Source organism: Corallococcus praedator (assembly GCF_003612125.1).
GTDB classification, from domain to species: domain Bacteria; phylum Myxococcota; class Myxococcia; order Myxococcales; family Myxococcaceae; genus Corallococcus; species Corallococcus praedator.
This window is the reverse complement of the sequence record NZ_RAWI01000638.1, coordinates 1-3,227: the sequence shown is the minus strand read 5'-3', so window position 1 is coordinate 3,227 and position 3,227 is coordinate 1. Positions and strand designations below refer to the sequence as shown.

The 3,227-nt window shown below is 70.6% G+C and carries 3 protein-coding genes; 2 read left to right on the top strand and 1 reads right to left on the bottom strand.

Going from position 1 to position 3,227, the window contains the following annotated elements; translation table 11 throughout:
- Window positions 1-73 precede the first annotated feature (73 nt).
- The gene (locus D7Y13_RS40205) at window positions 74-871 is read left to right on the top strand and encodes a phytanoyl-CoA dioxygenase family protein (RefSeq protein ID WP_120586148.1); all 798 of its coding nucleotides are present in this window, start codon (window positions 74-76) and stop codon (window positions 869-871) included.
- Window positions 872-891: 20 nt separating this feature from the next.
- A complete protein-coding gene (locus D7Y13_RS40200; RefSeq protein ID WP_120586147.1) occupies window positions 892-1,737 on the top strand; it encodes a WbqC family protein in 846 nt (281 codons plus the stop codon).
- On the opposite strand, the gene D7Y13_RS40195 is transcribed toward D7Y13_RS40200, so the two are convergent.
- Window positions 1,680-3,227: DUF8689 domain-containing protein (locus D7Y13_RS40195; protein WP_120631010.1), on the bottom strand; the 1,548-nt coding region annotated here is incomplete at its 5' end. The genes D7Y13_RS40200 and D7Y13_RS40195 overlap by 58 nt on opposite strands.

Below are 3,227 nucleotides of genomic sequence, written 5' to 3'. Positions count from 1 at the left end.
CTCCGAAGCCGCCCTGCCCCCCGAGTCCGCGAGGCTGGACGTGGGCCCGCCTCCGGGAGATCGTGCCCCGCGAATGATCAGCATGGAGGCACAGGGACTGGACGTGGCGGAGGCGCTCGCCCACTACGAGGCGCATGGCTTCGCCCGTCTGGGCCGCGTGCTGGACGACGCGGGCGTGGAGGCCCTGCGCGAACGGGCGGACGACCTGATGCTCGGCCGGGTGGTGTACCCGGGCCTGTTCTTCCAGCCCGACGCCCCCAGCGGCCGCTACGAGGACGCGCCCCTGGGCCTGGGCTGGCAGGGTCCGTCCCTGGACTACCGCAAGCTGGAGAAGCTGGAGAAGGATCCGCGCTTCCTCGCGTGGCTGGAGAACCCGCTGTTCGAACGGATCGCCCGGGCCCGCATCCCCGGCGACATCGTCCTGTACCGCGCCATCCTCTTCCACAAGGGCCCGGCGGGCGGCAGCAACCTGCCCTTCCACCAGGACGGCGGGAAGCTGTGGGGCCTCACGCGGGAGCCCGACCTGCAGATCTGGACCGCGCTGGACGACGCGCCGGAGGGCGGCGGCTGCCTGGAGGTCGTCCCCGGCAGCCACCGGGCGGGGCTGGTGACGGCGCTGGGGGGCGTGATTCCCCCGGACCGCGTGGCGGCCGAGGATGCCGAAGCGCACGTGGTCCCCCTGCCGGTGCGCGCCGGCGAGGCGCTGCTCGTCCACAACCACGTGTGGCACCGCTCCGGAAGGGGCCGGCCCGGGCAGCGGCGGCGCGCGTTCTCCGCCTGCTACATGAGCGCGGACACCACCTGCGTGCGCAAGAAGAAGGCCCCGCGCGTCTTTCCGCCGGTGTTCCGTCACCCGGTGCGCGGCGGCTGAAAGGCCCTATCATCCGGAGCGTGTCCGGACACCCGGGAGTCCTTGTCGCCGAGCAGCCCCACTACCTGCCGTGGGTGGACTTCTACGAGCAGGTGGCCCGCGCCGGCACGCTGGTGGTGCTGGACGACGTGCAGTGGCTGCGTCGCGGCTGGCAGCGCCGCACGCGCGTCGCCCTGCCCCTGGGCGTGCCCACGCCGCCGCCCACCGAGCCGGGCTTCCAGTGGATGTCCATTCCGCTGGAGGATCCGCACCGCGACACGCGCATCCGCGACCTGTCGGTGGACACGCGCCAGCCGTGGGCTCGCAAGCACCTTCAAACGCTGGTGACGCTCTACGGCGGACGCCCCTTCTTCCGCGCGCAGGTGCTGCCGCGCCTGGAGCCCTTCTACGACGCGGCGGCGCGCGAGTCCGGGCCGGGTTCGCTCCTGCGCGTGCTGCTGTCCAGCATGGCGCTCTTCTACGAGCCGCTGGGCCTTACGCCGAACCTCGTGTGCGCGTCCACGCTGGAGCGCCGGGGCGAGGACAAGACGCAGCGGCTGGTGGAGTACTGCCTGCAGACGGGGGCGCACACGTACTACTCGGGGACGGGCTCCACGCTGTACCTGAAGCCGGAGCGCTTCCGCGCGGTGGACGTGCGCCTGTTGTGGCAGCGCTTCCGCCACCCGGACTACGCGCAGGGGCGTGAGGGCCGCTTCGTGACGGGGCTGTCGGTGGTGGACGTGCTGGCCAACGTGCCGCTGGAGACGGTGCGCACGTGGCTTCAGCCGTCGCCGTGGGGGCCGTTCGCGGGGAACGGCCCCCAGCCGCTTCAGCGAGCCGACGCGGACGTGGGCCCGGACGCGGGCTTGTCGAAGCGCACGAAGTAGCTGCGCACGGCGGCGTCCAGCAGCGCGGGATCCAGGCGCGGATTGCTGCCCTGGTAGTTGGCCATGTCGATGACCTGATCCAACAGGTCGCGAGGCTGGCACGCGGCGAAGGGCCGGTGGTTCGGACGGTAGTGCTCGTCGATGAGGTAGTCGATGGCGCGCGCGTCGTAGGGCACGCCGCGCTTCTTGCACATCATCTGGAAGATCTCGTGGAACTGCTCTTCGTCCGGGCGCTGCACCTCCAGCTTGTAGCGGACGCGGCGCAGGAAGGCGTCGTCCACGAGGTCGCTGGGGTCCAGGTTGGTGGAGAAGGCGGCGAACACGTCGAAGGGCACCTGGAGCTTCTTGCCGGTGTGCAGCGTGAGGATGTCCACGTCGCTCTCCAGCGGGACGATCCACCGGTTGAGCAGGTCCTTGGGGGACACCTTCTGGCGGCCGAAGTCGTCGATGAGGAGCATGCCGTTGCTCGCCTTCATCTGGAACGGGGCCTCGTAGTACTTCACCTCCGGCGTGTAGACGAGGTCGAGCATCTCCAGCGTCAATTCGCCGCCCACCACCACCAGCGGACGGCGGCAGCGCACCCAGCGGCGATCGTACGAAGGCGCGCCGGGTTCGTCCTCCACCGCCTTGTGGATGTTGGCGTCGAACATCTTCACGACGAAGTCGTCGATGAGCAGCGCGTGGGGGATGAAGATGTCCCCCTCGTAGCAGTTCACCATGCCCTGGCAGATGGCCGTCTTGCCGTTGCCGGGAGGGCCGTAGAAGAAGATGGCGCGGCCGGAGTTCATCGCCGGACCGATGCCGTCGAAGATGTAGTCGCGGATGATGAGGTCGCCGAACTTGTCCTGCATCCGGCTGCGCGTGATGCGGTTGCCGCGCACGGTCTGCTGCTTCACGGCGGCGACCCATTCGTTGAAGGGCACGGGCGCCGGACCGTTGTAGCGGTTGCGGTCCAGGATCTGCCGCAGCACGTCCGTCACGAACGTGGTGAGCTGGTAGATCATCGTGGAGCGGCCCACGCCGGAGCCGCCACCGCCGCGGATGTCGATGTACTTCTGTCGGCGCAGGCCCTCGATGATCTCATCCACCAGCGTGGTGGGCAGTTGCAGGCGGGCGGCCACGTCCATGCCGCGCATCTCGCCGGCGAAGAAGATGGCCTTGAGGACCAGCTCCTCCACGAACGTCGCGTTGAGACCACACTCCTGGAGGTTGCGCGGCTGCGTGGGCCAGAAGCGGTTGGCGGCCGGGGACTCTCCGTCACGACGGGAGCCGCGACGGTCCGGGCCGGAATACGCCTGAGGAGGCGCGCTGCCACGTCGGTCCGGGCCGCTGTAGGCCTGTTGCGAGCCCCCTCCGCGACGGTCCGCCGCCGAGCCTCGCCGCTCTGAATCTCCCTGCGAGGGACCACCGCGACGGTCCGCCTCCGCCGGGGGCGCGGAGGACGCCCGCCGCTCGGGGTCCGGGGACGGGGCGCCGCGACGGTCCGCGTC

Coding starts and splice junctions, on each gene's coding strand:
- D7Y13_RS40205 (WP_120586148.1), top strand. CDS start 74: ATGATCAGCATGGAGGCACAGGGACTGGACGTGGCGGAGGCGCTCGCC.